Raw genomic sequence first — 22,043 nt, forward strand, 5'->3', positions numbered from 1 at the left:
CGGCGAAGGTCAGCGGGTCTCGCGGTGGACCGTGTGCCGACCGTCGCGCGGGCAGAACTTCTTCAGCTCGATGCGGTCCGGGTCGTTGCGGCGGTTCTTGCGCGTGATGTAGTTGCGCTCCTTGCACTCCACACACGCCAAAGTGATCTTCGGCCGGACATCGGTCGCCTTCGCCACGGCGGAGTGCCTTCCTCGCTAACGGGTCAACTACGGCGCATCAGCCTACGCGGTTGCTGCGCAGACATGCAAAGTGGGCGCCCATGGCGCCCATCCTACCGACCGCCGAGATGGCCCGGCGGACGAGAGTAGCGGTGGCCGGACTTGAACCGGCGACACAGCGATTATGAGCCGCTTGCTCTGCCAACTGAGCTACACCGCCGCAGGTGGGTCCAGCTGAACCCTCTGAGCCCCCTTACGGAATCGAACCGTAGACCTTCTCCTTACCATGGAGACGCTCTGCCGACTGAGCTAAGGGGGCCTACCCGATCACCCCGTGGGGTGTCGCGCAGGGGAAACAGTACACGACCTCTTCGCCGAGGTGAAATCGGATCCCCCTTCGCCGCATCCGCGCAGCTCAGGGCACCACCCGCAGGCGGGGCAGCTCGCCGACCGAGATGGTGTCCGGCTCCACCTGGGCCCCGAACCAGGCCTCCAGCCGCTCGTACGGCAGCGGCCGGCTGAACAGGAAGCCCTGGCCGATCTCACAGCCGATGTCCTGGAGCAGCTCCAGGGTCAGCTCGCTCTCCACCCCCTCGGCCACCACCGCCAGGCCGAACTGTTGAGAGAGGGTCACCACCGCGTTCACGATGGCGAGGTCGCCGGGATCGGTCGCCATCCCCTGCACGAACGACCGGTCGACCTTCACCTCGTTGACCGGCAGCCGGCGCAGCTGGGCCAGGGACGAGTTGCCCGTGCCGAAGTCATCCACCGAAAGCCGGACACCGAGGTCGCGTAGGCGCCGCAGGGTGGGTATCGGACGTTCGGTGCCGTCCAGCACGCCGGACTCGGTGATCTCCAGGGTGAGCCGCTGCGGCGGCACGTCGTACTCGTCGAGCAGCTCGCGTACGAGCACGGGGAAGTGCTGATCGGTGAGCGTGCGGGCGGCGAGGTTGACCGACACGGCGAGCGCCCGCTCGCCGCGGCTCCAGTCCCGGCTGTGGCGCAGGCTCTCCCGGAGCACGAACTCGGTGAGCCGGCCCAACTGGCCGGTGTGCTCGGCCACCGCGACGAAGTCGTCCGGGGCCACCGTGCCGTGCGCCGGATGCTCCCAGCGGGCCAGGCACTCCACGCCGACCAGACGCCGGTCCCGCAGCGTCACCTTGGGCTGGAAGTAGACCTCCAGCTTGCCGTCGTCCAGCGCGCGACGCAGGTCTCCGGCGAGGCCCAGCCGACGCAGCGACCGGGACTCCAGCGCCGGGCTGTAGAGCTGCACGCTGCCCGGGACGGACTTGGCCGCCGTCGCCGCCAGGTCCACCCGCTGGAGCAGGGTCACCGCGTCGCTGCCGTGGTCGGGATGCACGGCCACCCCGACGGCGGTGTCCACGTCCAGGGTGAGCGCGTCGAAGACCATCTCGTCGCGGATCTGCTCGCGCAGTTGCCCGGCCAGCTCCAGTGCCGCCTCGGCGCTCTCCAGGCGCAGCGTCACCAGGAACTCGTCACCGCCGGCGCGGCCGACCAGCGCCGAGGAGGGCGCGCAGGCACGCAGTCGCTCGGCGACCTCGACGAGGACCTTGTCGCCGGCCGCGTGGCCGAGCGACTCGTTGACCTGACGCAGCCGGTCGACGTCGAAGAGCAGCAGCGCCACCACCTCGCCGGGTGCCCGGATCTTGACCGCCTCGGCAACCGCCGCGGTGACCCGTCGGCGGTTGGGCAGCTTGGTGAGCCCGTCGTGGTTCGCGTCGTGCCGCAGGCGGTCGACCAGGCGGGAGTTCTCCAGGGCGACGGCGGCGTGCGCGGCGACCGTCTCCAGGACCGCGATGTCGGCCCCGGTGAAGTGGTTGCCGTCGCCGAGCCGGTTGGCGACCTCCAGGGCACCGATGACCACCTGCCCCGAACGCAGCGGAACGATCACGATGTCCTTGACCCGGTGCCGGGTCAGCAGGGGCCGTAGCTCGGGGTCGGTGGTGACGATCCGCCCGACGGCGATGGTCCGGCCGCTCCGTCGCACCATCTCCCGGATCTCAGGCGGGGTCCGCGCCAGGTCCAGCAGGCCCGGGTCGTCCACCCGGGCGGTCAGCAGGGTCTCCGGGTACGGGCCCTGCGCCGGCAGCCAGAGGGTGGCGTACTCGGCCTGCATCAGCGCGCGGACCCGACCGAGCAGGGCGTCGGCGATCGCCCCGCTCTCTCCGCTCTCCGTGACAGCGCGGGTCACGTCGTACAGATCGGTGAGAGTGCGGTGCTGGCGGAAGATCTGCGCGTACGAGCGGTAGACCAGGGCCAAGCCGACGCCGAGCACGGCGAGCAGCAGCAACGACCACCAGGTGCCCTCCACCACGATCAGCACGATCAACGCGAGGGAGACGTTGATGCCGGAAAGGACGAGCCCCGACTTCGAGGTGCGGAGAATGCCGCGGCCGGTCTGCCAGCCGTGCAGCAGCGTGTGTACCGCGGCCACCGACAGGACGCTGACCATCAACAGGATGCTGACCGCCGCGAAGACGCTCCCCCAGACGCGTGGTCCGACCCCGGACAGCGGCGGAAACGCCTGCAGCACGAGGGTGGCGAGCGAGGCCCCGGCCGCGGCCCGGGCGACGTTGAACCAGACCTTCGGGGCGGACATCCGCTGGCGGATGTGGATGACGAGCGAGGCCAGGGTGTAGACGAGGACGACCGTCAGCGGCGGCAGATAGTAGAGCGCGAAGACGAACGGCAACTCGGTCAGCGTGACGCCGACCGTCTGCCGGCGGACGATCAGGCTCAGCAGTGGCAGGCCCGCCGCGATCATGAGGACGAGCAGCAGTGCGGCCTGCGGCCACTTCCCGATCGGAGGGTCGGCGACCAGCCCGGTGATGGTGGCGCAGACCACCGCCACCATCGCCAGGGGAGCGGTGATGATCCAGGCGTCCTCGGACGACCTGCGTCGTGATCGATCGCGCCCGATCATCCGGCTCCTTAGAAATCAGGTGCTACGCACCGCCACCGACGCTGCGGTACTGGTGCCCGGACGTGCGGGAAGAGAACGGGCAGAAGATCACTGCCAGACGATGTCCACGGGCTGGGCACCGGCGTCGACATCGAGGCTGGCGGGAGCGGCAGCGCCGAACAGCGCGGCCAGAAGGAATAGCGAGCCAAGCAGCCGGCCCAGCCTTCGACCAGACATGATTGCTCCTGTCGTGAGAAAGACACAACGATGACGAGTCCCATGATGGTGCCACAAGGCGCAAGCGCAGGAAAGCCGTGGAAGCAGGCACGATCCGACCGTCGCGGAGGTTTCGCCGTTCGGTCCGGAACCGCGGGGACGGCCAGCCAGATCAGGGGCGCCGAGGCGTCATTGATCACTTCGTCCACTGCGGAATCCGACGTTCACCGCAAACGGATCAAGCCACCCAAACTCTCGGGATCATCGATCGTCACGCTACGTCACGACGAGGCGCGCTCAGGGGAGCCTCGTCCACTCCAGGCATTGACCACCATACCTGGATCCGGCCGGAGCGCCAGAGGCTGTCCGCTCATTCATGTCGAAGCCCGCCAGCCATCCCGGCCAGCCCATCGCCGCCTCGAGCCGCCCGCTCCGGTAGGCGGCCAGTCGGCCCGGTCCACCAGCCGGGGTCAACCTCACACGGTCCGCATGACGATGGTCTGGCGGCCACCTTCCACGCCGTAGAACCACCACATCCCCCGCGGCGCGGGCGGGAGACTCTCTCGAAGCAGCTGCAGCACACCCTGACCGAGCTCGATCACCGGCGCCGTGTCCATCGCGTCGCGCCGCAGCTCGATCACGTCGTCGCCAAGCGTCGTCCAGCCTGCCACCTCGGACGCTGTCACGCGCTCACGCTCGCCCAGCCGCCGGTTCGCCTCCTCGATCAGCCGCAGGAGCAGATCCAGTCGATCACCACGCCAGCCCACGTCGACAAAGAGGCCGAGGTCCGGCACGACCGCACTCGCACGAAGTTGATCGACGACGTCCGGGAAGGCCGCCGAGCGCCGATCAGCCGCGATCTCCTCCGCCACCACAACGGCCTGACCGAGCAGGACAGCCAGGCTGTCGCTGAACGCCCAGAAGCCCGCGCCATTGAACTCGACGAAGCACGTCCTACTCACCCGACCTCCCCGTACCGAGGTACCCAGCATGATCGGGTGGCCATTGCGGGCGCCAGAGCTGACCGAGCTTCAGGAGAGGGGTCTCGAGGTCGAGGACGACCGGCCGGGTCTAATACTCCAACGTCACTTGATCTTCCGCGCGGCTTGGTGGCCGAGTCTGCGCTGGTAGTGGGATCGTTGGGCTCGGGCTTGGGATGTTCGTCGCCAGGTTGACCAGTGCAGGGTGTGCGCTGGTGGTAGCGGTGTGGCGAGGACGAAGGCGTTGAGGAGTCTGCGGATTTCGGCGACGGTCAACGCGATGATCTCCGGGTCGTCGTCGGGCTGCTGGGCGGCGAGGATGGCCAGGATGGCCAGGGCGAGCATGGCCAGGGTGATGAATCGGTGCCAGCCGGTCCAGCCGCGGACCTGGTAGTGGTCCAGGCCGACCTGGCCTTTGCCGGTCTGGAACAACTCCTCGATGCTCCAGCGGGAGCCGGCGACGGTGACGAGGGTGTGCAGCGGCACGGGGCGGGGTGACCAGCACAGGTAGAAGGCCAGCTCGCCGGTGGTGCGGTTGCGGCCGATGAGCAGCCACCGATGCTCACCGGGGCTGGTGGCGGTGGTGATCCAGGCCCACAGGTAGTCGCGGGGACCTTTCGCACCCGGCCCGCAACTGTGCAACTGCCACTCGGCGGTGGGGATCCGGTCGGCGAGGTCGTCGACGCGGATCAGGGTCCGGCCTTCGTTGACGTGCACGCGTCGGTCGCAGCCGACGGCCAGGACGTAGCCGATCCCGCGGTGTTCCAGGTCATCGCGCAGGCCGGGGTCGGCGCCGTAGACCTCGTCGCCGGTCACCCATCCGACCGGGACGCCGGCGTTCAACGCGGCGGCGATCATCTGCCGGGCCAGGGCCGGTTTCGTGGCGAACCCGACCTGATCGGAAACGCTGGCGGCAGCGAGGCGGTCGGGGCGATCGCACCAGGACGTCTCGGGTAGGTAGAGCCGACGGTCGATCATCGCCCGGCCCGCGGGTGACACGTAGGCCAGGAACACCCCGACCCGGCTGTTCTCCACACGACCGGCGGTGCCGGTGTACTGCCGCTGAACCCCGACCGAGCACACGCCCTTCTTCAGGAAGCCCGTCTCGTCAATGACCAGCACGGCGTCGGGGTGGCCGAGCTGCTCGACCAGCCAGGAACGCACGTCATCGCGGACGGCGTCGGCGTCCCACACCGCCGTACGCAGCAACCGCCGCATCGCCTGCGGATCGGCGTGACCCGCCCGCTCCGCGAGGGACCAGCAGGTCTTACGTTCCACGCCCGACAGCAGCCCTTCCACGAACTGCCCGGCGGTCCGACGCGGCTCCGCCCGCACGAACCGGCCAGCTGCGCGCGTCACCGCCTCGTCCAGGATGACCCGCCACCCGGCGGGGTCTACGCTGTGGCCCGCGGCCACCGCACGATCTTCGGTTGTCCTCACAAACCATCGATGATCAACGCGGTGGCCGCCCTCATGCCCGCGCCACGCCCAAGGCCGAAGCCAAGTGACGGTGGAGTATTAACTTCTGGTTCTAAGTGATTGACCGGCGCGGGCCTGTGCCTGGTCACGCAGGCCCCGCCGGGGCCCGGTAGGGAGCGGCAATCGCGGTGATCCGGGCCGGCTACGGCGGCCGGTCCGGATGCGACAACGGAGAGAGGTACGCCATGCGGTTCAACGGCCGTTGGCTGGTGGCGCTGACTCTGGGGGGCGTCACGCTCGTGTCGGCGTGCGGCGGCCCGCCGCCTGAGAAGCGGTCGACCGAGGAGCTGCTCGCCATCGGACAGACCCGTCTCGACGAGATCGCCATTCCGGCAGGCTGGCAACTCTGGGGCGGCAAGGCGGCAGACAGATCGCGGGGCAAGTTCCACTGGAACCGTGACTACAAGGTCAACACCAGTCCGGACGCGGCGGTTCGCGACCTGGACAAGCAGATCGCGGCGGCCGGGTGGAGGCGTAGGCCCAAGGAATCCTGCCTGAACAGTTCGGGAGTGGCGTGCTGGATGTACGACCGGGGCGGCCTGACCATCACACAGACAGCGATGGCCAGCACCGCCTGCCCGGCGGATCACCCGGTCTGTGCTGAGGTGAGCATCTCCATGCGGCAGAACTACGAAGAGCCGATCTGATGCGTCAGATCCAGCCTTGGCGGACCCGCCTCGGTACCCCCTGGAAACGGCTGCTCACCCCGAGTCGGTCGGCAACTCGGCCCCCACCCGACGCACGGTGCGCGCGGAAAGGCCGAGCTGCCGGCCGGCCGACTCGTCGTGTGACCGGCGACGAATATCCCAAGCCCGAGCCCGGCGATCCCACTACCAGCGCAGACAAGCGAAGTGACGTTGGAGTACTAACTCACCGATGAAGCGTCCGACCTGCCGGACCTGGCCGGCAGGGCGCCGCAAGGTAGGCGGTCACGGCACCGGCTGAGGGTCGCGTCCCGCGGAGTGGTGTAGAGCCGTGAGTCTCTGCTCGTCCGTTCAGTGTCGGGGTCGGGTTGGGGTTTTGCCAGTCATGAGTTGGTGAGTGTTGGTTGCGGCGTGGGTGACTTCATGCCATCGGGGGTGGGTGAGGTAGTCGTCGTCGGGGGCGGTGGGCCCGAGTTCGTCGAGGATGGCGGTCAAGGGTTCGAGTGTTGTGGTGATCGCGTTGGCCTCGTTGGTGCTGACGAGGATGGTGCCGATGTCGTGGCGGGGGTGGTGCTGGTCCCAGAAGGTGTCGTCGATGAGCCAGTGGACGGCTTCGGTCAGGCCGGGCCAGGGCGTGGGCTCGTGTGGGCGCAGGGTCGCGAGGATGGACAGGGCGTTGATGATGTCGGCCCTGCGGTCGGGCCAGGCGATGGTGGTCATGCGGCTGCCAGTTCGGTCGTTGCGGCGGTGGGGGCGGGTGCGGTGATCAGTGCCATGGTGCCTTCGGCGAGGTAGCGGCGGTCGCCGGTTTGCCATTCGTCGTGGGCTTCGACGAGGACGGCGCCGGCGAGGCGGAGCAGGGCTTCGGGGTTGGGGAACACGCCGACGACGTCGGTGCGTCGTTTGATCTCCTTGTTGAGCCGTTCGAGGGGGTTGGTCGACCAGATCTTCTTCCAGTGCGAGACCGGGAACGTGGTGAAGGCGAGAAGGTCTTCGGCAGCGTCGCGGAGCATGGTTTCGACCTTGGGTAGCTGTCGGCCGAGCATGCCGGCGATGACGTCGAGTTGTTCGCGGACATGTCCGGCGTCGGGTTGGGCGAAGATGGTGCGGATCGCGGCGGCGGCCATCTCCGCGTTGCCCTTCGGGACCTGGGCCAGGACGTTGCGCAGGAAATGCACCCGACACCTCTGCCAGGCCGCGCCGATGAACACGGCGGCGATGGCCTGCTTGAGGCCGGTGTGGGCGTCGGAGATGACCAGCTGCACCCCGCCCAGCCCGCGGGCTTTCAGGCTGCGCAGAAAGGCGGTCCAGAAGGCACCGTCCTCGCTGTCACCGACGGCGAAGCCGAGGACTTCCCGCCACCCGTCGGCGCGGACGCCGGTGGCCACGACGATGGCCTGGGACACCACCCGCCGGTCAACGCGGGCCTTGCAGTACGTCGCGTCGAGGAACACGTACGGGAACGCCGCCGTGGCCAGGGACCGGTCCCGGAACGCCGAGACTTCCTCGTCCAGGTCGGCGCAGATCCGTGACACCTCGGACTTGGAGATCCCCGAGTCGGCGCCCAACGCCTTCACGAGGTCGTCGACCTTGCGGGTGGACACGCCGTGCAGGTATGCCTCCATCACCACCGCGAACAACGCCTGATCCACCCGCCGACGCCGCTCCAACAAGCTCGGGAAGAACGACCCCGTGCGCAGCTTCGGGATCCGCAGTTCCAGGTCACCGGCCGTCGTGGTCAATGTGCGGGACCGGTGGCCGTTGCGCTGCGCCAACCGGGCCTGGCTGCGTTCGTGCGGGGCAGCACCGATCACGGCGGTCAACTCCGCTTCGATCAACGCCTGGTAGATCGTCTCCGCGGCCTGCCGGACACGATCGTTCACGTCGGCGGCCTTGAGTGCGTCCAGCACGTCCAACAAGGCAGACTGGTCCAGGGTCATCGCGTACTCCGTTCTCTGCGTGTTCTTGGTCGTTCACACAGAGACTCACGCGATGACCCGCCTCTATCTCGGCGGCACGCCGTAGCAGGTCAGCTCCTACACCACTCCCCGGGACGTGACCCCGGCTGAGGTGTTGCTGACCGCCGCCGCCCCCAACGCGGCGCAGCACCTCAAGGGGTGTGGCAGCGCACCAAAACGATACGGCCGGTCTGAGGATCGATGGTGAGCTCGACCCTCGGCCACAAGGTTGTTGGAGTCGCCGTGTTGTCTGCTTCAACCGTAGGAGGCCCGCAAACCGACCTCGTATCAACCCGCAAGGGTCGTTCCGCCGGCTCGCCGGTGAGAAAGCCAAGGCCCAGCATCACGCCGGCGGCAATGACAAACCGAGGGTGCGGGCGTCGCAGAGGCGGCGAGCTGCGCGGCGGCGCATCCAGATCAATAACTGGCATCCGGTACGTTAGCGCCCGGGCCAGCCCAAGGACCATCTTCCAGGTCCGACCCGCCGGAGCGGCGCGTGCGATCTACGTGCGATAGGCGGCGGCGATCACGGGCCAAGTGCGGTCGCCAACGCCGATCGATGTAACACGAGGGCACACAAGAAGATGCCCACCGGCGTTTCCGCAGGTGGGGATCTCTGTAGCCCGGCGAAAGGCGATGTGGCCAGGGGCAGGGTCGAACCGCCGGCCTTCCGATTTTCAGTCGGATGCTCACCACCAAGCCGGGCTGTAGGTTCCGAGCCGGCAGCCGAGATCAGCGTTCCCGCTAGTTCCCGTGGAGGCCCATGGAGCCCTGGACCAGGCTCGACCTGACTGGACACAACGAGAACGGCCCCGGAGTGCGTTTCCGCAGCTCACGGGGCCGTTCTCGCACCTGGTGGCGGGTAGAGGATTCGAACCTCTGTAGCTTTCGCGACGGATTTACAGTCCGCTCCCATTGGCCGCTCGGGCAACCCGCCAGGGCGTGCCACCGCGGCGAGCGCGGCAGCGGAAGCAAGGATAGCGGTTGCCCCCGGGGGCACCGCAACCGGGTACCGTCAGGGGGTCCTACCGCTGGTCAGCGGGGGACGGAACAGGACAGACCGCCGGACAGCAGGAGCATGAGCATGGCAGCGAACCCGTCGTTCGACATCGTGAGCAAGGCCGACCGGCAGGAGGTCGACAACGCCCTCCGCCAGGCGGCGAAGGAGCTCGCGACGCGGTTCGACTTCCGCGGCACCGGCGCGGAGATCTCCTGGTCGGGCGAGGAGGCGATCAGTCTCCAGGCGGAGACCCAGGAGCGCGTCCTGGCCGCCCTGGACGTCTTCAAGGAGAAGCTGGTCAAGCGGAACGTCTCGCTCAAGTCGCTCGACGCCGGTGAACCGCGTTCGTCGGGCAAGGTCTTCAAGATCGACGCCAAGGTGATCCAGGGCATCGACTCGGACAAGGCCAAGGCGATCAGCAAGAAGATCCGCGAGGAGGGCCCGAAGGGCGTCCAGGCCCAGATCCAGGGCGACCAGCTGCGGGTCACCGGCAAGAAGAAGGACGACCTCCAGGCGGTCATCGCGCTGCTGAAGGGCGAAGACTTCGGCCTCGCCCTTCAGTTCACCAACTACCGGTAAGCCGCAGCCACCCCGCTGGTCGGCAGGCGGATCACCCGCTGTGGCCTGGTCAGATGTCGTCGCTGGTGGTCGTCGTTCGTCACCGCTGTTTGACGGACGACGGCCTGGCGACGGTCTGGACGGGCTACCGCCGACCTGGTCGCTCAGTTTGCTGGAACAGGATGTGTGCGGCGGCGCGGCAGGCGGTGGCGGGATCGGTCGCGGTGCGAGCGATGAACAGTTCGGCGTCGAACGCGACGCGTACCGGTTCGGGCATGCGCTGGAAGATCACTTCGCCTCTCCTGAGCAGCAGGAGCAGCCGGGCTGGCAGCCGCAGGCGTCCTCGGCCCGGGCAGTCAACGGGTTGGCACCGCTGACCGGCACGGCGCAGCAGGCGTCGCCACGCCACGCCTCTCGGCCCTCCTTGATCGCCACTGCGGCAATGACCAGCGCGGCCAGCGGATCGGCCCATGACCAGCCGAACAAGCTGTTGAGGCCCAGGCCGACGAGCAGCACGGCTGACAGGTAGGTGCAGAGCAGGGTCTGCTTGGAGTCGGCCACCGCCGACCGGGAGCCCAGCTCACGCCCGGCCCGCCGCTGCGCGTAGGACAGCACCGGCATGATGAGCAACGACAGGGCGGCCAGGACCAGGCCGACCGCTGATTGCTCGGCCTCCCGGTCACCGGCAAGCGCGCGCACCGATTCGACGGTGACGTACGCGGCCAGGGCGAAGAACGACACCGCGATGATCCGCAGTGCGACCTTCTCCCGCGCTTCGGGGTCACGTCCGGCGAACTGCCACGCCACCGCTGCCGCCGAGGACACCTCGATGACCGAATCGAGACCGAAGCCGATCAGCGCGGTGGATGATGCGGCCCTGCCGGCGGCGATCGCGACGACCGCCTCGATCACGTTGTAGGTGATCGTCGCGGCCACCAGGAGCCGCACCCGCCTCGCCAGCACCGCACGTCGAGCCGCGAGGCTGCCGGGCTGGATCTGGAGCAACGGGGCGGACATCAGCAGCAGTCCTTCTCGTCGGCGTCCGCGCACACGGTCGGGTCGACCGCCAGGACCAGGTTCAGCAGGTCACCGAGCGCGTGCGCCAGTCGCGCGTCGGCCAGCTCGTAGCGGGTCCGCCGGCCCTCCGGCGCCGCCACGACCAAGCCGCAGCCCCGCAGGCAGGCCAGGTGGTTGGACAGGTTCTGGCGGGTCGTGCCGACCAGGTCGGCCAGGTCTGCCGGATAGCCCGGAGCGTCCCGCAGCGCCAGAAGCAACCGCGCCCGGATCGGGTCAGACAGTGCATGGCCGAACCGGGCGAGCACCTGCCCGTACGTCAACGTCTCCACCCGGCGATAGTACAGTCGAAGCTGTATTCAGCAATGGCTGTACTAACCCTGGACCCGGCAGATGGCCAATGTGTCCCAGAGTCCACGCCCCCGCCCCTTTCCACGGCGGGCGGAGGCTAGCGGACCGGTTCCGACACCTCGACTCAGCGTGCGAAGACCAGCAGCAGGATCACCGTCAGGATCGCGCTGATCAGGAGCGAGCCGAGGCAGCCGATCCGGTTCGAGAAGAAGACGAACATTTCTGGGCGTACCCGGTCCGCCCCCCTTTGATCCCGGTAAGCGCGCGGCGCTGGCCGGGTGATCGCTGAGCCGTCAGACGGCGACCGGCTGTTCGTGGCGTACCGCGGTGGCCTCGGCGCGCGCGATGGGGCCGGCGGGCAGCGCGGCGACCGCGGCCCCGACGGCGACCGCCGCCCCGGCGAAGAGGAAGGCCCAGGGCACGCCGCCGGCGTGGTCGACAATCAGCCCGGCCACCGAGCCGCCGGCGGCGCTCGCCGCCACCGACATGGTGACCACCCAGGTGTACGCCTCGTTGAGCATGCCGGCCGGGGCGATCCGGCCGACCAGGGTGTTCTCCAGGGTCAGGGCGGGAGCGATGGTGGCCCCGCCGAGCACCAGCGCCACGCCGAGCGCCGCGGGGGTCGGCATCACCGCGTACACGGCGAAGCTGGCCGCCACCGCGCCGAGCAGCCAGGCGAACTGGCGGGTCATGTTGGCGGCCGGCCGGCGTACGCCGAACCAGAAGCCCCCGACGGCGCTGCCGATGCCCCAGACGGCGAGCAGCACCCCGGCGAGGCTCTCGGGGTCGCTGGCGGTGGCGTTCCCGGCGAAGGCCGGGACGATCACCCCGGCGGCCCCGAACGCGATGCCGAGGCAGGCGATGCAGAGCAGCAGGGCCGGGAAACCGCCGACCCGCAGCGGGCCGAGCCCCTTGGCGTGGTCCTCGTGCGGGTGCGGGCGCCAGTTCCGCATCACCTGGCCGAGCGCGACCGCGCTGGTGCCCACCAGGGTGACCACGGCGGATCCGACCAGCGCGGCGGCGGCATCGGCGAACAGGACGAACCCGGCCACCAGCAGCGGACCGAGCACGAAGACGACCTCGAAGAGCGAGGTCTCCGCGGCGAGCGCGGTGTTGCGCAGGTGGGCCCGGCCGGAGGCGGCGGCGGTCAGGTCGTTCCAGGCGCCCCGGATGGCGGCGGTCAGCGGCGGATAGGTGGCCCCGGCGCTCCCGGCGGCCAGGTAGATCAGGGCGAGGTTGTCGGCCCCGGACCGGCTGGCCCAGAGCAGCCCGAAGAGGGCGAACGGGTGGGCGACGGCGGTGACCAGCAGCACCGGGGTGGGGCCGACCCGGTCGGCGATCCGCCCGGCGACCGGGCTGAGCGCGGCGCCGGAGAGCGCGTAGATGCCACCGGCGATCGCGGCGAGGGAGTAACGGTTGGTCACCCCCTGGACCACGAGCAGCAGCGCCAGCGGGGTCATGCCGATCCCGAGCCGGCCGATGATGCCGAGGATCAGCAGCATCGGCGCGCCGGGGATCCGCCAGACGCCCAGATACTGGCGCAATGCGCCCACGGGTGCACCTCCGAGAGGAACAGGTAACGAGTGGAATCGCCTCCGACCCTAACGCCCCAGGTCGTACCGGAGATGGTCGGCTCGCTCACACCGGCGGCCGGAGGCGGGGCTGCCGGTACCCGACGGTAGGCGGTAGGTTGCTCATCGAATCGGGTCCATGCCCGCCCAGGCTCCGCGACAACGACGTACGGAGGTCGGATGAGCGGCACCGCGATCGCACCGTTGCGGGCCCAGTCCAACTGATGACCGGGACCGCCGCCCCCGCGCCGGGCTACCGCCCCCTGTTCCGCCACCCGGTCGCATCCCGGCTGGTGACCGCCCGGGTGATCTCCGAGCTGGGGGATTTCGTCGGTCTGGCCGCCCTGCTGCTGCTCGCGTACGACCAGACCCGGTCGGTGCTCGGCCCAGCCGCCGTGTACGCCGCCCGGACGCTGCCCGCCCTGCTGGTCGCCACGGTGTTCAGCGGCTGGCTGGACGTGCCCGCCCGGCGCACCATGCTGATCTGGCTCTCGCTGGCCGGCGCGGCGCTGATCGCGGTCCCGACCGCGGTGCCCCGGCCGGTGCCGGCGATCGTCGCGGCCGGCCTGCTCGGCGCGGTACGGGCCGCCTACTCCAGCGTCAACGTGGCGGTCGCCGCCGAGGCGGTGGACGCGGCGCTGCGGCTGCCCATGTTCGGCCTGTCCGCCTTCGCCAACCTGGTCGGCCAGGTGACCGGCCTGCTCGTCGGAGCGAGTGTGACGGTGGCGCTGGGTCCCCGGGTGGCCCTCCTGGTCGACCTGGTCTCGTTCCTGCTCGCGGCGGTCGTGCTGGCCCAACTGCCGGCCGGCCGGCAGCAACGCCGGGGGCCCCGGCCACCGGCGACCGCCGGCGTCCGCATCATCGCGGGCCACCCGGTGCTCCGCGGCATCGGGCTGGTCACCCTCGGCACGGTGCTCTCCGGCGCCCTCCCCGAGACCCTGGCGCCGGACCTGGCCCACGGGGCGTGGCGTCCGGTGGTGCTGGCCGCCTCGGCGTTGGGCGGTGCCGTCTTCGTGCTGCTGGCCGGGCGGCGGGCCTGGCTGGCCCGGGTGACCGGGCAGGTGACGACCGCCGCCGCGCTCGCCGGGGCGCTGCTGCTGGCCGCGGGGCTGGTCGCCGTCGACGCGCCGGCCTGGGCCCTGGCGGTCGCGAACGCGTTGATCGGGGCGGGGGGCGGCTGGGTGATCGGGGCGCAGGCCACCTTCGCCCGGCTGGCACCCCGCGAGCGGATGGGGCAGGTGGAGGCGACGATGGTGGCCGCCAACATCGTCGTCTCCGGCTGCGGGATCTTCCTGCTCGGTGGCGCCGCGATGCTGCTCGGTCCCGCCGCCGCGTACCTGGCCGCCGGGCTGGCGCTGCTCGCCGTGGTCCTGCTCGCCCGCCCCGACCGGCTGCCCCAGACAGCGGACTGAACAGGCCCCGCCGCTGGTCAGGGGGCCGCGCTGAGCAGACGCCGCCGCCTGGCGGCAGGGCGGGGGTCGGGGCGCCCCCCCCCGGAGACGGCTCCGCCCGCGTCCGGGGCCGGACGCGGGCGGAGGAGACGAGCACGGTCAGCGCTGGAACTGCACCGGGCCGGCGTTGCGGGCCATCTGCTCCAGCCGCGCCACCCGCTGCTCCATCGGCGGGTGCGTGGCGAACATGGCGGCGATGCCGCCACCCCGCTTGAACGGGTTGTCGATCATCAGGTGGGCGGTGCTGGTGAGTTGACCCTGCGGCGGCAGCGGGCGCATCTGCGTACCCATGTGGATCTTCCGCAGGGCGCTGGCCAGGGCCAGCGGGTCCCGGCTCAGCTCGGCGCCCGACTGGTCGGCCTGGAACTCGCGGCTCCGGCTGATCGCCAGCTGGATCAGGGTGGCCGCGATGGGGCCGAGGATCAGGGTGAGCAGCAGCACCGCCGGGTTCGGGGCGTCCTCGTCGTCGGAGGAGCCCAGCGGGATGAACCAGGCGAGGTTCGCCAGCATGGTGATGATGCCGGCCAGACCGGCCGCCACGCTGGAGATGAGGATGTCCCGGTTGTAGACGTGGGACAGCTCGTGCCCGATCACCCCGCGCAGCTCGCGGTAGTCGAGGATCTCGACGATGCCCTGGGTGACGCAGACCGCCGCGTGCTGCGGGTTACGCCCGGTGGCGAACGCGTTGGGCTGCGACGTGGGGCTGACGTACAGGCGGGGCATCGGCTGGCCCGCCTGGGTGGACAGCTCACGGACCATCCGGTACAGCTCGGGGAACTGTGCCTCGCTGACCGGTTGCGCCCCCATCGAGCGCAGTGCGAGCTTGTCGGAGTAGAAGTAGGTGACGCCGTTCATCAGCAACGAGACGACGACGGCGATGACGAGGCCGCCGCTCCCGCCGAACCAGTAGCCGACCGCGAGGATCAGCGAGGTCAACAGGCCGAGCAGCGCTGCGGTCTTCAGACGGTTGTGATGCACGATCGCTCCTTCGGTGCGCGGACCCGCACGGGGCCCGCTGACCGGTTCAACAACACCGGTACCCGTCAACCATCCTGCCCATGGCTGAAAAATGGCTGAGTTTCCTGTGAGCCGGCTGTGCCGTTCGTGCACCGAAGGACAAACCACCACTCAGCGGGCGGCCAGCTCCAGGACGAGCTGCGGGGCGAAGCCGACCACCACGGCCAGCGCGGTGGCGGCCCCGAGGGCCACGACCACCATCCGCGCCGGACGGACCGTGACCGGACCAGGTGCCGCGTAGAGGGTGGCGGCCAGGCGCAGGTAGTAGGCCAGGCCGAGCACCGCGTTCAGGGCCACCACGAGGGCGAGCCAGCCGGCGTGCCCGGCCAGCAGCGCGCGGACCACGGTCACCTTGGCGAACAGGCCGGCCAGGCCGGGCGGCAGGCCGGCCAGCCCGATCAGCGCGAGCGCGAACGTGCCGCCCACCCACGGGTGCCGGCGAGCCGCGCCGCGCAGGTCGGCCAGCGTGCCGCCGTCACCGTCCGCCGGACGCAGCGCCACCAGCGCGGCGAAGGCGGCCAGCTCCAGCAGCACGAAGAAGACGGCGTACGCGACGGCCGCCGCGTACGCCCCGGCCCGGGCGTCCGGGGTACGGCCGGCGGCCAGCGCGAGCGCACCCAGCGGGGCGAGGATGTAGCCGGCCTGGGCCACCGAGGACCAGGCGAGCAGCCGGACGGTACGCCGTTGCCGCAGGGCCACCAGGTTGCCGACGGTCATGGTGAGCACGGCGAGCCCGGCCAGCACCGGCCCGGTCGCGGTGGCCGGCAGCGCCCGCTGCACCACCGCGAGCAGGGCCACCACCCCGCCCAGCTTCGACGCGGTCGACAGGTACGCGGCCACCGGCAGCGGCGCGCCGTCGTACGTGGCCGGCGCCCAGGCGTGGAACGGCACGGCGGCGACCTTGAACGCCAGCCCGGCCACCACCAGCGCCACGGCGACCGTGGTGAGCGGCAGGTCACGCACAGCCGCCTCGGCGGCGAGGGTGGCGCCGAGCCGGTCCAGGTGCAGGACGCCGGTCACCGCGTAGAGCAGCGCCGCGCCGAGCAGGGTGAGCGTGGTGGCCACCACGCTCACCACGAAGAAGGTGACCGCCGCCTCGGCCCCGGCCAGGCTGCCCCGGCGCAGCCCGACCAGCACATAGAGCGGCAGGGTGAGCGTCTCCAGCGCCACGACCAGGGTGATCAGGTCCCCGGCCGCGCCGAGCACCACGCCGCCGGTCATCGCGCAGGCGAGCAGGAAGCAGTACTCCCCCACCGGGGTCCGGCCGGCCCGCAGCAGCGGGCCCGACAGCGCCAGCACCCCGAGGGTGAGCAGGGCGAAGACCGCTCCGACCAGGGCGGCCCGGCCACCGAAGACGTACGAGCAGTCGACGCCGACGCAGAAGGTGCGCCGCTCGCCGCCCGTACCGGCCAGCGCCGAGCCGAGCGCGGTGGCCGCCGCGCCGGTCGCGGCCACGGCCACGGTGGCGGCGGCGCGGGCCACCAGCAGGTCGGCCAGGAGCACGAGTACGGCCGTGCCGGCGGCCAGGTACGCCGGCAGCAGCGCCACATGGTCCACGCTCTGCACCAGGCTCATGCCGGCCCCTCGCTGCGTTGACGATTCGCTCGCTGACGCTCGCTCATCTGAAGACTCCCAGCAGGGCGTCGACCGGGCCGGAGGCGTACGACAGGACGAGGGTCGGGGCCAGGCCGACGGCGAGGGCGAGCAGCACCAGCGGCGCCCAGGCGGCCAGCTCCGCCCCGGCCAGCCCCGGCGCGACCCGCCCGACCGCCGGGCTGGGCCGGCCGTGCGTGACCCGGCGCAGCAGCCGCAGGAGGTACGCGGCGGCCAGCGCCCCGCCCAGCGCGGCCAGCACCGCGAGGGTGGTCCACAGCCCACCGCCCCGCCGTACGGCGGCGACCACGGCGAACGCCTCGCCCCAGAAGCCGGCCAGCCCGGGCAGCCCCAGCGAGGCGACCGCCGCGAAGCCGAGCAGCCCGGCCAGCCGGGGCGCGGTCTCCCGCAACCCGGACAGCTCGGCGAGTGCGCCGGTGCGGGTACGGTCCTTGATCGCCCCGGCGAGGAAGAAGAGCAGCCCGGTGATCACGCCGTGCGCGATGTTGCCGATCAGCGCGGCCTGCAGGCCGGTGGCGGTGAGCGTGGCCACCCCGAGCAGCACGAAGCCCATGTGCCCCACGCTGGAGTAGGCGATGAGCCGCTTCAGCTCGTCCTGCGCGAGGCAGACCAACCCGCCGACCAGGATCGCCGCGACGGCCAGCACCCCGAGCACCGGGGCGGCCCAACGGGCACCCTCCGGGGCCACCCCGACCGCCACCCGGATCAGGCCGTACGTGCCCATCTTCAGCAGCACCCCGGCGAGGATCACACTGCCGACGGTGGGGGCCTGGGTGTGCGCGTCGGGTAGCCAGGAGTGCAGCGGCCAGAGCGGGCTCTTCACCGCGAACGCGAGCGCCAACAGGGTGAACGCGGCGAGCTGGGTGCCCCGGGAAAGCCCGGTGCCGCCGGTCAGCGTGACCAGGTCGGCGGTGCCGGCGGCGGCCACCACCACGTAGACGCCGACCAGCAGCAGCACCGAGCCGAAGAGGGTGTAGAGGACGAACTTGCGGGCCGCCCGCCGCCGGTCGTCGCCGCCCCAGCCGGCGATGACCGCGTACATCGGGAGCAGGACGACCTCGAAGAAGAGGAAGAAGAGCACCAGGTCGAGGGCGAGGAAGGTGCCGAGGATGCCCACCTCGACCACCAGCAGCAGCGCGACCAGGGTCCGGCCGCTGCCACCCCCCTCCGGCACCCGCCACAGCGTGTACCCGCAGCACAGCAGGGTGAGCAGGGCGGTGAGCACCACCAGCGGCCAGGAGATGCCGTCCACCCCGAGGTGGAAGCGCAGGTCCAGCCCGGGCACCCAGGGCAGGTCGACCTCGTGCCAGGGGAGCACGGCGGGCATCGGTCCGTAGTGGAACCAGCCACGGTCGTCGCCGCCACCGACCAGCGGCAGGGCGGCGAGCAGGGCCAACGCGGCGGCGACCGTACCCACCAGGCGGCCCGCCCGGTCGCCGGGGGTGGCGGCCACCGCGACCGCGCCCACGGCGGGCACGGCGAGCACCGCGACCAGCAGGAACTGCCCGAAGGTCATGAGGTCACTCCGATCAGGGCGACCGCGAGGCCGATCAGCAGGGCACCGGCCAGCACGCCGGCCGCGGCGCGGGGCAGGGCCCCGCGGTGCAGCGTGGCCAGCCCGCCGCCGAGCCCCACGGCGGCGCGGCCACTCCCCTCCACCAGGCCGTCCACCCCCCGCTCGTCGCCGGCCCGCACGGCCTCGGCGAGGGCGATCGTCGGGCGTACCACGAGGGCGTGCTGGACGTCGTCGAGCCGGAACGCCCGGGCGAGGACCGGCCGCAGCGGGCCCAGGAAACGGGCCGGGTCGGCGGCCGGGTCACGGCGCCAGCCGGCCCAGGCGACGCCCGCCCCGACCAGCAGCAGCACGAACGGGAGGAGCAGGTTCGGCGCGAGATGGACCAGTTCGACGGCCTCGCCGGTGGCGTCGGCCGGCACGCGGAGACGGTCGGCGAACCACGGCCCGAAGGCGGCGAGGCCGAGCAGCGCGGCCGGGACCGCGAGCAGCAGCACCGGCCAGCGCAGCAGCGCCGGCGGGTCGTGGGGGTGGGCGAGGGGGATCCGGGTCGCCCCGAGGAAGGTACGCAGCAGCAGGCGCGTGGCGTACCCGGCGGTGACCACGACACCGAGCAGGCCGGCCAGCCAGACCAGCCAGCCCACCCAGGCGTAGCCGGGGCCGCTGCCCTCCAGCGCGGCGGCCTCGGCGGCGGCGAGCACGCCGTCCTTGCTCCAGAAGCCGGACAGCGGGGGCACCCCGGCGAGCGCGCCGAGACCGACCAGCATGCTCCAGAAGGTCACCGGCATGGCCCTCCGCAGGCCGCCCATCCGCGACATCAGGGTGGTGCCGACGGCGTGGATCACCGCGCCGGCGGCGAGGAAGAGCAGCGCCTTGAACGCGGCGTGGGTGAGCAGGTGGAACAGCGCCGCCGCGGGCGCGCCGACGGCGAGGGCCCCGGTCATGTAGCCGATCTGGGAGACCGTCGACCAGGCCAGCACCCGCTTGATGTCGTCCTGTGCGGTGGCGGCCAACGCGCCCAGCAGCAGGGTGACGGCGGCCATCACCCCGAGCACCGCGAGGGCGACCGGGGCCTGGGCGAACAGCGGGAAGAGCCGGGCCACGGCGTACACCCCGGCGGCGACCATGGTGGCGGCGTGGATCAGCGCGGAGATGGGCGTGGGACCGGCCATCGCGTCCGGCAGCCAGGTGTGCAGCGGGAACTGGGCGCTCTTGCCGGCCACCCCGGCGAGCAGCAGCAGGCAGGCGGCGGTGAGGGTGCCGGTGGAGTAGCGGTGGTCGAGCACGTCGGCGATCCGGAAGCTGCCGGCGCCCACGCCGAGCAGCGCGATGCCGAGCAGGAAGCCGACGTCACCGACGCGGGTCACCAGGAACGCCTTCATCGCGGCGGCCGGCGCCTCGGGCAGCCGCCGGTCGTGGGCGATGAGCAGGTACGAGCAGAGGCCCATCACCTCCCAGCCGACCAGCAGCAGGATCAGGTCGCCGGAGACCACCACGGTCAGCATCGCGGCGGTGAAGAGGCTGATCTGCGCCGCGTACGGCGGGTAGCGGTGATCCACCTCGACGTCGTCGTGCGGGCCGCGCCTCAGGTAGCCGATCGAGTAGACCTGCACCGCCAGGGCCACCGCGGCCACCGCCGTGGCGACCAGCACCGCCACCCCGTCCAGCCGGTAGCCGAGGGTCACCGTGAGCCCGCCGAAGTCGATCCAGGTGGTGGCGGCCTCGACCGGGTGGCCCACCCGGACCAGCAGCGCCACCGCCGCGAGCAGCGCCACGGCCGCGCCGGCCACGCCGAGCGCGATCGCCGCCCGCCGCGCCGGGTCCTCGCCGGTCGCCGCGCCGCGCGGCGACGGCGGCAACAGCAGGCCGACCAGACCCACGAGCAGGGGTACGCCCGGCAGCGCCACCGCGAGCAGTCCGGTCACCTCGCCACCTCCGGCCCGGTCGACGGCGCGTCCCCGCTGCCCGCGTCCCCGGCCACGCCCGACCCGCCGACCGGCGCGGGCACCGGCGGCTCGGTCAGCGGCACGTCGTCCACCGCCACACTGGCCCGCAGCCGGTAGAGCTGGAGCACGATGGCCAGCCCGACGCCGATCTCAGCGGCGGCGAGCACGATCACGAAGAGCGCGAAGACCTGGCCGGAGTGCGGCAACTGGGCCCGAACGGTGGTGTCGGCGGTGACCAGGATCAGGTTCACCGCGTTCAGCATCAGCTCGACGGCCATCAGCACGAGGACGGCGTTGCGGCGCCGCAGCACGCCGTAGACGCCGAGGCCGAACAGCAGCGCGGCGGTGACGTACGGGACGACCGGCCTCACGCGGGCCTGCCCTCGTCGGCGACCGCGACGGTCGGCCCGGGTCGGCCCGGGCCGGGTGCGGCGTCCGGCGATGGCCCGCCCGGCGGGCGGTCCCGACCGGCGGGCGGGCCGGCCGCCGGGGCGGCAGGCCGGCCGATGTCGGTGCGGGAGAGCACGATCGCGCCGACCAGCGCGGCCAGGAGCAGCACCGACAGCACCTCGAACGGCAGCACCCAGGAGCGGAAGACCTGCTCGCCCAGGCGGTCGGCGGTGCCCGCCGCGGGCAGCTCGACCCGCGACCAGCGGAACGCGTCGACCAGCAGCACCGCCAGCCCCAACCCGCTCCCGCCGCCGATCAGCGCGGCCGGCCAGCCGGGCCGGTCGAGGTCGTCCGACGCGCCGATCGGGGCCCGGGTCAGCATCACCGCGAACAGCAGCAGCACCACCACCGCGCCGACGTAGATCAGCACCTGCACCCAGGCCACCAGCTCCGCGGTGAGCACCAGGTAGTCGCCGGCCAGCGCCCCCAGGCAGACGACCAGCCAGAGGCCGGCCCGGACCAGGTGCCGGGTGCCCACCACCAGCGCGCCGGCACCCACCGCCACCGCGCCGAGGGCGAGCAGCAGCACGTCCGCGCCGGTCACGAGGATGTGCCTCCGCCCTGCTCGGTGCCGGGCTCGGGGCGTACCCGGGACGGGGCCGGACGCGCGGTGGCGGTCGCGGCCTTGCGGGCGGCGGTGGTCTCCTCCTTGGACGGGTCGCCCTGCGGGTCGTGGGCCGGCGGCGGCGGGACGGTGACCATCCACTCGCCGAGGTGGTCCTTGTCGTGCAGCAGGTCCTTGATGTCGTACTCGGCGTACTCGAACTCCGGCGACCAGTAGAGTGCGTCGAACGGGCAGACCTCGACGCAGATGCCGCAGTACATGCAGAGCGAGAAGTCGATGTCGAAGCGGTCGAGCACGTTACGCTGGCGGGGGCGGGCGGCGCCCGGCACCACCACCTCTTCCTTGTGCGAGTCGATGTAGATGCACCAGTCCGGGCACTCCCGGGCGCAGAGCATGCAGACCGTGCAGTTCTCCGCCAGCAGCGCGATCACTCCGCGCGAACGGGGTGGCAGCTCGGGGGCCACGTCCGGGTACTGCTGAGTGGTCGAACGGCGGGTCATCGTCTTCAGCGTGACCGCCAGCCCCTTCACCAGCCCCCCGCCGGGCATCCCGCCTCGCTCGCCGCGCTCGCTCACGCCGTCGCCTCGCTGCGCTCGCTCATGCCGCCCATCCTGCCCTGTGCCCCCGACGCGCG

Annotated in this window: 21 protein-coding genes and 4 tRNA genes; 3 read left to right on the forward strand and 22 right to left on the reverse strand. The window is 71.7% G+C overall.

Translation table 11 applies throughout. The features are described from left to right. Window positions 1-9 precede the first annotated feature (9 nt). The 7 genes from rpmG to ABZ570_RS14775 form a co-directional block, all read right to left on the reverse strand. Complete coding sequence (gene rpmG, locus ABZ570_RS14745; protein WP_007073056.1) at window positions 10-177, reverse strand: 50S ribosomal protein L33; 168 nt, start codon at window positions 175-177, stop codon at window positions 10-12. Window positions 178-306: 129 nt separating this feature from the next. Further along, window positions 307-379, reverse strand: a tRNA-Met gene (locus ABZ570_RS14750). A gap of 26 nt (window positions 380-405) precedes the next feature. After that, window positions 406-478, reverse strand: a tRNA-Thr gene (locus tag ABZ570_RS14755). Between the two features lie 96 nt (window positions 479-574). Beyond that, window positions 575-3,103 carry a bifunctional diguanylate cyclase/phosphodiesterase gene (locus ABZ570_RS14760; RefSeq protein ID WP_358062433.1) on the reverse strand — a complete coding sequence of 843 codons (2,529 nt, stop codon included), beginning with the start codon at window positions 3,101-3,103 and terminating at the stop codon, window positions 575-577. 87 nt (window positions 3,104-3,190) lie between these two features. Further along, the gene (locus tag ABZ570_RS14765; protein ID WP_358062436.1) at window positions 3,191-3,319 is read right to left on the reverse strand and encodes a hypothetical protein; all 129 of its coding nucleotides are present in this window, start codon (window positions 3,317-3,319) and stop codon (window positions 3,191-3,193) included. A gap of 455 nt (window positions 3,320-3,774) precedes the next feature. Then, window positions 3,775-4,260, reverse strand: a complete 486-nt coding sequence (locus tag ABZ570_RS14770) for a hypothetical protein (RefSeq protein WP_358062439.1) — start codon at window positions 4,258-4,260, stop codon at window positions 3,775-3,777. A 123-nt stretch (window positions 4,261-4,383) separates the two neighbouring features. Beyond that, window positions 4,384-5,637, reverse strand: a complete 1,254-nt coding sequence (locus ABZ570_RS14775; RefSeq protein ID WP_358062442.1) for an IS701 family transposase — start codon at window positions 5,635-5,637, stop codon at window positions 4,384-4,386. Window positions 5,638-5,942: 305 nt separating this feature from the next. On the opposite strand from ABZ570_RS14775, the gene ABZ570_RS14780 reads away from it, so the two are divergent. Next, the gene (locus ABZ570_RS14780; RefSeq protein ID WP_358062444.1) at window positions 5,943-6,404 is read left to right on the forward strand and encodes a hypothetical protein; all 462 of its coding nucleotides are present in this window, start codon (window positions 5,943-5,945) and stop codon (window positions 6,402-6,404) included. A 348-nt stretch (window positions 6,405-6,752) separates the two neighbouring features. On the opposite strand, the gene ABZ570_RS14785 is transcribed toward ABZ570_RS14780, so the two are convergent. The 4 genes from ABZ570_RS14785 to ABZ570_RS14800 form a co-directional block, all read right to left on the reverse strand. Beyond that, window positions 6,753-7,121 (reverse strand): hypothetical protein, encoded by a 369-nt coding sequence (locus ABZ570_RS14785; RefSeq protein WP_358062447.1) that lies wholly within the window; start codon window positions 7,119-7,121, stop codon window positions 6,753-6,755. Continuing rightward, window positions 7,118-8,341, reverse strand: a complete 1,224-nt coding sequence (locus tag ABZ570_RS14790; RefSeq protein ID WP_358062450.1) for an IS256 family transposase — start codon at window positions 8,339-8,341, stop codon at window positions 7,118-7,120. The genes ABZ570_RS14785 and ABZ570_RS14790 overlap by 4 nt, the downstream gene beginning before the upstream one ends. A 657-nt stretch (window positions 8,342-8,998) precedes the next feature. After that, window positions 8,999-9,061 (reverse strand) — tRNA-Phe (locus ABZ570_RS14795). A 151-nt stretch (window positions 9,062-9,212) separates the two neighbouring features. Further along, a tRNA-Tyr gene (locus ABZ570_RS14800) sits at window positions 9,213-9,296 on the reverse strand. 147 nt (window positions 9,297-9,443) lie between these two features. Here ABZ570_RS14800 and ABZ570_RS14805 point away from each other — a divergent pair. Beyond that, on the forward strand, window positions 9,444-9,938 hold the full coding sequence (locus ABZ570_RS14805) for a YajQ family cyclic di-GMP-binding protein (protein ID WP_358062453.1): 495 nt from the start codon (window positions 9,444-9,446) through the stop codon (window positions 9,936-9,938). 124 nt (window positions 9,939-10,062) lie between these two features. Here the strand turns inward: ABZ570_RS14805 and ABZ570_RS14810 are convergent, their stop codons facing one another. The 4 genes from ABZ570_RS14810 to ABZ570_RS14825 all read right to left on the reverse strand — a co-directional run bounded on the left by ABZ570_RS14810 (window position 10,063) and on the right by ABZ570_RS14825 (window position 12,835). Continuing rightward, the gene (locus ABZ570_RS14810; protein ID WP_358062456.1) at window positions 10,063-10,209 is read right to left on the reverse strand and encodes a hypothetical protein; all 147 of its coding nucleotides are present in this window, start codon (window positions 10,207-10,209) and stop codon (window positions 10,063-10,065) included. Then, window positions 10,206-10,934 carry a cation transporter gene (locus ABZ570_RS14815; RefSeq protein ID WP_358062459.1) on the reverse strand — a complete coding sequence of 243 codons (729 nt, stop codon included), beginning with the start codon at window positions 10,932-10,934 and terminating at the stop codon, window positions 10,206-10,208. The genes ABZ570_RS14810 and ABZ570_RS14815 overlap by 4 nt, the downstream gene beginning before the upstream one ends. Continuing rightward, window positions 10,934-11,263 (reverse strand): metalloregulator ArsR/SmtB family transcription factor, encoded by a 330-nt coding sequence (locus tag ABZ570_RS14820; protein ID WP_358062462.1) that lies wholly within the window; start codon window positions 11,261-11,263, stop codon window positions 10,934-10,936. The genes ABZ570_RS14815 and ABZ570_RS14820 overlap by 1 nt, the downstream gene beginning before the upstream one ends. A gap of 312 nt (window positions 11,264-11,575) precedes the next feature. Then, on the reverse strand, window positions 11,576-12,835 hold the full coding sequence (locus ABZ570_RS14825) for an MFS transporter (RefSeq protein ID WP_358062465.1): 1,260 nt from the start codon (window positions 12,833-12,835) through the stop codon (window positions 11,576-11,578). Window positions 12,836-13,077: 242 nt separating this feature from the next. On the opposite strand from ABZ570_RS14825, the gene ABZ570_RS14830 reads away from it, so the two are divergent. Further along, window positions 13,078-14,265 (forward strand): hypothetical protein, encoded by a 1,188-nt coding sequence (locus tag ABZ570_RS14830; protein ID WP_358062468.1) that lies wholly within the window; start codon window positions 13,078-13,080, stop codon window positions 14,263-14,265. 138 nt (window positions 14,266-14,403) lie between these two features. On the opposite strand, the gene htpX is transcribed toward ABZ570_RS14830, so the two are convergent. The 7 genes from htpX to ABZ570_RS14865 all read right to left on the reverse strand — a co-directional run bounded on the left by htpX (window position 14,404) and on the right by ABZ570_RS14865 (window position 21,957). Then, window positions 14,404-15,282 carry a zinc metalloprotease HtpX gene (gene htpX, locus ABZ570_RS14835; RefSeq protein WP_358062471.1) on the reverse strand — a complete coding sequence of 293 codons (879 nt, stop codon included), beginning with the start codon at window positions 15,280-15,282 and terminating at the stop codon, window positions 14,404-14,406. Between the two features lie 150 nt (window positions 15,283-15,432). Next, a complete protein-coding gene (locus tag ABZ570_RS14840) occupies window positions 15,433-16,896 on the reverse strand; it encodes a proton-conducting transporter membrane subunit (protein ID WP_358062474.1) in 1,464 nt (487 codons plus the stop codon). Between the two features lie 43 nt (window positions 16,897-16,939). Then, window positions 16,940-18,451, reverse strand: a complete 1,512-nt coding sequence (locus tag ABZ570_RS14845; RefSeq protein ID WP_358062477.1) for an NADH-quinone oxidoreductase subunit M — start codon at window positions 18,449-18,451, stop codon at window positions 16,940-16,942. Then, the gene (locus ABZ570_RS14850; protein WP_358062480.1) at window positions 18,448-20,373 is read right to left on the reverse strand and encodes an NADH-quinone oxidoreductase subunit L; all 1,926 of its coding nucleotides are present in this window, start codon (window positions 20,371-20,373) and stop codon (window positions 18,448-18,450) included. Before ABZ570_RS14850 ends, ABZ570_RS14845 begins: the two co-directional genes overlap by 4 nt. After that, a complete protein-coding gene (gene nuoK / locus ABZ570_RS14855) occupies window positions 20,370-20,765 on the reverse strand; it encodes an NADH-quinone oxidoreductase subunit NuoK (RefSeq protein WP_358062483.1) in 396 nt (131 codons plus the stop codon). The genes ABZ570_RS14850 and nuoK overlap by 4 nt, the downstream gene beginning before the upstream one ends. Next, a complete protein-coding gene (locus tag ABZ570_RS14860; protein WP_358062486.1) occupies window positions 20,762-21,388 on the reverse strand; it encodes an NADH-quinone oxidoreductase subunit J in 627 nt (208 codons plus the stop codon). Before ABZ570_RS14860 ends, nuoK begins: the two co-directional genes overlap by 4 nt. Then, complete coding sequence (locus tag ABZ570_RS14865) at window positions 21,385-21,957, reverse strand: NADH-quinone oxidoreductase subunit I (protein WP_358062554.1); 573 nt, start codon at window positions 21,955-21,957, stop codon at window positions 21,385-21,387. The genes ABZ570_RS14860 and ABZ570_RS14865 overlap by 4 nt, the downstream gene beginning before the upstream one ends. Between the last annotated feature and the right edge of the window lie 86 nt (window positions 21,958-22,043).

The sequence above is a fragment of the Micromonospora sp. NPDC007271 genome (assembly GCF_040634005.1).
Classification (GTDB): Bacteria; Actinomycetota; Actinomycetes; order Mycobacteriales; family Micromonosporaceae; genus Micromonospora.

What these genes read in the sequence shown, in the direction of transcription:
- ABZ570_RS14845 (WP_358062477.1), bottom strand. Translation starts at nt 18,451, where the DNA reads ATGACCTTCGGGCAGTTCCTGCTGGTCGCGGTGCTCGCCGTGCCCGCC.
- ABZ570_RS14840 (WP_358062474.1), bottom strand. Translation starts at nt 16,896, where the DNA reads ATGAGCCTGGTGCAGAGCGTGGACCATGTGGCGCTGCTGCCGGCGTAC.
- ABZ570_RS14815 (WP_358062459.1), bottom strand. Translation starts at nt 10,934, where the DNA reads ATGTCCGCCCCGTTGCTCCAGATCCAGCCCGGCAGCCTCGCGGCTCGA.
- ABZ570_RS14805 (WP_358062453.1), top strand. Translation starts at nt 9,444, where the DNA reads ATGGCAGCGAACCCGTCGTTCGACATCGTGAGCAAGGCCGACCGGCAG.
- ABZ570_RS14790 (WP_358062450.1), bottom strand. Translation starts at nt 8,341, where the DNA reads ATGACCCTGGACCAGTCTGCCTTGTTGGACGTGCTGGACGCACTCAAG.
- ABZ570_RS14780 (WP_358062444.1), top strand. Translation starts at nt 5,943, where the DNA reads ATGCGGTTCAACGGCCGTTGGCTGGTGGCGCTGACTCTGGGGGGCGTC.
- ABZ570_RS14865 (WP_358062554.1), bottom strand. Translation starts at nt 21,957, where the DNA reads ATGCCCGGCGGGGGGCTGGTGAAGGGGCTGGCGGTCACGCTGAAGACG.
- ABZ570_RS14760 (WP_358062433.1), bottom strand. Translation starts at nt 3,103, where the DNA reads ATGATCGGGCGCGATCGATCACGACGCAGGTCGTCCGAGGACGCCTGG.
- ABZ570_RS14785 (WP_358062447.1), bottom strand. Translation starts at nt 7,121, where the DNA reads ATGACCACCATCGCCTGGCCCGACCGCAGGGCCGACATCATCAACGCC.
- ABZ570_RS14765 (WP_358062436.1), bottom strand. Translation starts at nt 3,319, where the DNA reads ATGTCTGGTCGAAGGCTGGGCCGGCTGCTTGGCTCGCTATTCCTTCTG.
- ABZ570_RS14830 (WP_358062468.1), top strand. Translation starts at nt 13,078, where the DNA reads ATGACCGGGACCGCCGCCCCCGCGCCGGGCTACCGCCCCCTGTTCCGC.